Annotated in this window: 8 protein-coding genes; all 8 read right to left on the reverse strand. The window is 55.0% G+C overall.

Features of this window, described 5'->3' with window-relative positions; genetic code table 11:
* Positions 1 to 178: 178 nt before the first annotated feature.
* Positions 179 to 1,138, reverse strand: coding sequence for an NAD(P)-dependent oxidoreductase (locus VBE63_RS25210; protein WP_323685759.1), 960 nt, complete (start codon positions 1,136 to 1,138; stop codon positions 179 to 181).
* Between the two features lie 323 nt (positions 1,139 to 1,461).
* Positions 1,462 to 1,710, reverse strand: coding sequence for a hypothetical protein (locus tag VBE63_RS25215; RefSeq protein ID WP_323685760.1), 249 nt, complete (start codon positions 1,708 to 1,710; stop codon positions 1,462 to 1,464).
* Between the two features lie 24 nt (positions 1,711 to 1,734).
* Positions 1,735 to 2,019, reverse strand: a complete 285-nt coding sequence (locus VBE63_RS25220; protein WP_323685761.1) for a UDP-N-acetylglucosamine 2-epimerase — start codon at positions 2,017 to 2,019, stop codon at positions 1,735 to 1,737.
* The gene (locus tag VBE63_RS25225) at positions 1,955 to 2,197 is read right to left on the reverse strand and encodes a hypothetical protein (protein WP_323685766.1); all 243 of its coding nucleotides are present in this window, start codon (positions 2,195 to 2,197) and stop codon (positions 1,955 to 1,957) included. Before VBE63_RS25225 ends, VBE63_RS25220 begins: the two co-directional genes overlap by 65 nt.
* A gap of 5 nt (positions 2,198 to 2,202) precedes the next feature.
* Positions 2,203 to 2,862 carry a DUF2442 domain-containing protein gene (locus tag VBE63_RS25230; RefSeq protein WP_323685762.1) on the reverse strand — a complete coding sequence of 220 codons (660 nt, stop codon included), beginning with the start codon at positions 2,860 to 2,862 and terminating at the stop codon, positions 2,203 to 2,205.
* Positions 2,859 to 3,308 (reverse strand): hypothetical protein, encoded by a 450-nt coding sequence (locus VBE63_RS25235; RefSeq protein WP_323685763.1) that lies wholly within the window; start codon positions 3,306 to 3,308, stop codon positions 2,859 to 2,861. The genes VBE63_RS25230 and VBE63_RS25235 overlap by 4 nt, the downstream gene beginning before the upstream one ends.
* Positions 3,290 to 3,679 carry a hypothetical protein gene (locus VBE63_RS25240; RefSeq protein WP_323685764.1) on the reverse strand — a complete coding sequence of 130 codons (390 nt, stop codon included), beginning with the start codon at positions 3,677 to 3,679 and terminating at the stop codon, positions 3,290 to 3,292. Before VBE63_RS25240 ends, VBE63_RS25235 begins: the two co-directional genes overlap by 19 nt.
* Position 3,680: 1 nt before the next feature.
* Positions 3,681 to 4,410 (reverse strand): DegT/DnrJ/EryC1/StrS family aminotransferase (locus VBE63_RS25245; protein ID WP_323685765.1); only part of this gene is annotated, 730 nt, incomplete at its 5' end.

The following is a 4,410-nucleotide window of genomic DNA, read 5'->3' on the forward strand; positions in this document are numbered from 1 at the left end:
TGTGTCAACGCCTGTTCCAAGCCACTTGTAAACACAGATACCTGAGTTGCTTGCTGAAACGCTGTTGCAGAAGCTTCACCTCGCCCGATCACTAGAAATGGACAGTCTAGGGCAACCAGTACATGTGCGTATTCTTGCGCCATCGCTCCGGCGCCAATAAGCCAAACAGTCATTTTAGTCATGTAATCGGTACAAGTTGTTCGTTAGGGTTTTGGTACCGCTGCCAGTGCGTTAGCAGTGCCTCGAGAAGTATACCATGCATCTGTGCGGACTCTTGCAGCGTCGGCAGACCACAAGTGCCATGCGCCAAGAGTGAAGTGATCAAAGGCGCCGTCATCTCACTCTGTAACAGCATCTGCCCATCTAGACGTTGACCACTGGGTCCAATCGCTGTTCCTGCTGTCTGATCAATAATCCAAGAGGCACCCGTTGAAGAGGAAATCTGCATTTTGAAGTCAGCCTGTTCTCGCCGTGACCTGAGATATAGCGTCGAGCCTCCAGAGTAATGAGCAATCAATTCTCCAGTAATCTCATAATATCCGGGCCGTTTACTCTCGAACCATGTTGGATCAAGCCGTTCGGTTTCAATTTTTGCTAAGCTTTCTCCGGTCCACCAGGCTATTAAATCGATGAAGTGAATACTATTGCACGCTAATCCCCATAGCTCACCGTCTTGAATAACGCTGATGGGTGTATGTTTTTCGAATTCTGCTTTCAAGCGCTGGTACCAAGGCATCAGGCGTCGGGGTGTATTGACCCAGCAGCCACTGGATGCGGAGACGGCGTGCGACAATACTTCTAGATCATTTGGTTTTTGAACTAACACCTTTTCAAGCAGCCAATAGCGGACTTTGACCTGGCGGGAAATTTTCTTTACCAAAACCCCTCGGTCACGTGCGGCTGTGGCAATAATCGCAATATCGACTGAATCTAAATGATTCGGCAAAGTGAGCGTCCATGCGAGTTCATGCCCTGATTTCGCCCCTCCAACGTCTTCCCAACGTGCAAGCGTAATTGCTTGTGCGTTAACGCTTGGTTCCACTACGGTGATAGACAACGGATTTACAACAGTAGCTAATCCTTGGAGATACCGTGATCCTAGCTGGCCCGCACCGATCATCAGAATTGTACGCTTCATATGCTTTCTCCGTATCTATGATTAATAGATTGACCTGTCATATAAGGTCTCGTGTTGTCAGCATCAGCCCAAAGTCAAAACGGCTCTGTGGGTCGTTGTTCAAAATTCCAAGCACGTAAATCCCGAGGATTGCCAGCTTTTAAATGATCCAGCGGACGCAATGGGTTTTTGTGTATTCTATTTTAAAATAGTAAGGCGTCTGAATGGGGGATTCGTGGATAGGATAAACATAGTGTGAATTAGTCATGTCGGATGATACCCATTCGCTCGCGCAGCAACACAAATCCCTCCGCCGCCTCCAACTCGCTATGGGCACCGCGCATCTATGCTCTCGCCTGGGTGGTGCCCTCGCTGCCTGGGGACGCAGGCAGGTCGTAGAAGGTTTTCTTCAGCAGATCATCAAAGCCGGTGTGTTCCAGAACCCGCACAATCGCCTCACTCGCGCCCCCAGTGCCATAGGGGCTGATGACCGCAGGCAGGCTCGCCTGGAAATCCTCGCTATGCAATTGCTGCAAGGCGGCGCGGATCGCTTCCTGGGTGGGATCACAGTCGATGACACTGCTTGCCCGCAACCGGCCCCTTGACGGGATAAAAGGTCACCAGCACAGGTTACGCGGCCTGAGCTTGAACGCTAAAGCGGCCTCAAGCGCCTCCCTGTCCAATAGCTCAAGCCGCAGAATGCAGTCGATGCCGAGACCGCCAACCTGAAATACCCGCTCCGGCTGCTCGCCGAGCCGGATCACGCGATGGCGATAGATAGGCTTCAGCGGCGACAAAGTGCAGATGCGAGAGTTTATCAGGCTGTGGCGGATGGACTCATCGATTACACACTCGGTGGCTTCGCCGCCGTGCAGATGGGCAATTGGAATCCGAGCGATCATGGCTGCCGCCGGCTTCGATATTCCTAACCGTCAACCCGAATTCGGGCGAGAGGTGCATGCCGGTGGCGATGAGCTGCAAGTCCAGCACTGGCGATTGGCGGATGCCCTCCATTACCCAGCGCAGCAGGCCATATTCCGTGCGGGTGCCGGTGACGACGCAGATTCGTTCAGGTTGCATCGGTCTTAGTGACACCGATAGCGTGAGAGGCTCTCTGGCGCAAGGTCTTCCCCCTTCGGCCAACACAGCGCCCCCAGTGGGTCAATCTCGACCTGCTGGAAGTACCGATCCTGGCGAAGCCGCCAGTAGATATCCCGACGTTGAATGAGAGGATCAAGATCGAGTAGCCACTGTTCGCCAGTCGCCAGCACAATCGACAACCTGTGCTGTTCGAGCGGCGTAACCTGGATCACTCTTGGCCAAGGCGTTTCAACCACTGAGTTCATTCCATTTCTCCAATAGCTCTTTCTGGTTGTTGCGTTGGCGTTCACAACAGCGCCATGCATCAGGATACTACCTTCCCCGAGTGTGGCGTGGCGCGAGCAATAGGCCGTTGGCGATTGGATCACGGGGAGAATGGCGCCTTGGTGCTTCAGTAGGTTGAACAGTCGCCTGCGTGTCTCGTGGCTCTTGATCTGGCCGATGGTGATCAATGCATTCGGTGTCAGAGCGAGCTGCGCGGGCAAGTCGTCATCGCTGCCGAGGATGGGATAGCCAAGCACGGCATTGGTTTCAAGTGTCGGCGGCTGGACGACGCCGGCGATCTGATACCTGGCTTCGGCTTCGATGACGTCAATGCAGGCGCGACAGTGGCCGCCTGCGCCTAGGAGCAACAGCGCCTTCATCTGGTTTCAGCCAGCTCAGCCATGGCTTCTGAGGACGCTTCGGTGTTCTCGATGAGTCGAGAGCCCAATGGAACGATGAACGCGACTTGAGGCATTGTCGATCGGATTTGAACGACTTCATCATGCCAGTTTGCGTCGTAAACACCCTGATCGAACTTGCGCTGTATGTTCGCTAGTGATCGGAGGAAAGGACTGTCATCATTCGCGCCAAAGGTGATCATCGCGCTGAAGTGCATCAGTTCCTCATCACCGAGGGGCTTGATCAGCTTTTTGACAAGGTAGCCCAGCCGAACTCTTTCGTTCGGATCGAACCAATCCGCCCAAAGAATCAGATCCCAGAAACTGTCATTGGGTTCTTTGCACACCAGGCATTTAACCTTGAAAGGCCCGCACTCTCGTTCAACGATGTCCAGGTGCTTCGCGAGTTTTAAAGCGAGATTGCGCATAGCTGCTCCACAAGTCGACGGGTGGCTTCCAACATGTTGTTGAACGCTTCGATGTGCATGGCCCGCGGGTCTTGGTATCGAATGGATTCAGTCCACTTGCTTGCGATCTGCCAGTCTTCGGTATGTTTGATCGCCGATTCTTGTCCCGTAAGCTGCAGCAAGAAGGGTAACTTATGCGATTTCAGTACTCGAAGATCACCCTCTGTGCGATAGCTGTCCCAATGGAGATGCTGGGTGATAGCGTATTTCAACCCTAGCTCTAGGCAGTAACCAACGAGGTAGATCGCATTCGCATAGCGTCCATGCTCGGCGAGTAAGACGGCATCTTGATACTTCTGTCGTAGATTTGCTTCGAGTTCTTCGAGTGTCACGTTAAACCAACCCCGCACTACTCGGCAGATTGATGATCCGCCGCGCCAGCGATTCTGCGACCGGCAAGGGCGCGCGCGGACAGTCGCGGTAGGGTGGCAGCTTGTGCATCAGCGTCCAGGCCGGACGGGTCATCAGTCCGGCGTCATTGGTCGCGGCCAGGATCGCATCACGCTGCTCGGCCACCTCTTCGGACAAGATCAGCGTTTGCAGCCAATAGTTGCTTTCGCAGCCGGCTGGTTCCTGCATCAGTCGCACCTGTTCAAGCCCGGCAAAGGCGGCGCGATAGCGTTCAGACAGCCGGCGCTTGGAGGCAAGAAAGTCCGGCAACTGTTCCAACTGCGCGCAGCCGAGCGCGGCGTTGAGGTTGGGCATGCGGACATTGTAGCCGATCTCATCGTGAACGGAGTCCCAGCGATGCGGGCGCTTAGCGGTGGTGGTGAGATGCTTGGCGTGATCGGCCAGGCGATCATCGTCGGTGAGGATGGCGCCACCGCCGCCGGTGGTGATGGTCTTGTTGCCGTTGAAGCTCAGCGTGCCGAGCAGGCCGAAGGTGCCGGTGTGACGACCTTGGTCGCGGCTGCCAAGGGCTTCTGCGGCGTCTTCGACGAGGGCGAGCCGGAAATCTTGCGCCACCGCCATCAGGCCCTCCAGATCGCAGGGATGACCGAAGGTATGCATAGGCACCAGGGCGCGAAGGCGTCGCCCGCTTTTGCGGTTGCGAGAAGCCTCA

Origin of the sequence: Lamprobacter sp. (assembly GCF_034860625.1) — a bacterium.
GTDB lineage: Bacteria > Pseudomonadota > Gammaproteobacteria > Chromatiales > Chromatiaceae > Lamprobacter.

Bases quoted from the DNA above. Each gene is read 5' to 3' on its own strand.
- VBE63_RS25220 (WP_323685761.1), bottom strand. From the start codon at position 2,019: ATGATCGCTCGGATTCCAATTGCCCATCTGCACGGCGGCGAAGCCACC.
- VBE63_RS25225 (WP_323685766.1), bottom strand. From the start codon at position 2,197: ATGCAACCTGAACGAATCTGCGTCGTCACCGGCACCCGCACGGAATAT.
- VBE63_RS25235 (WP_323685763.1), bottom strand. From the start codon at position 3,308: ATGCGCAATCTCGCTTTAAAACTCGCGAAGCACCTGGACATCGTTGAA.
- VBE63_RS25230 (WP_323685762.1), bottom strand. From the start codon at position 2,862: ATGAAGGCGCTGTTGCTCCTAGGCGCAGGCGGCCACTGTCGCGCCTGC.
- VBE63_RS25210 (WP_323685759.1), bottom strand. From the start codon at position 1,138: ATGAAGCGTACAATTCTGATGATCGGTGCGGGCCAGCTAGGATCACGG.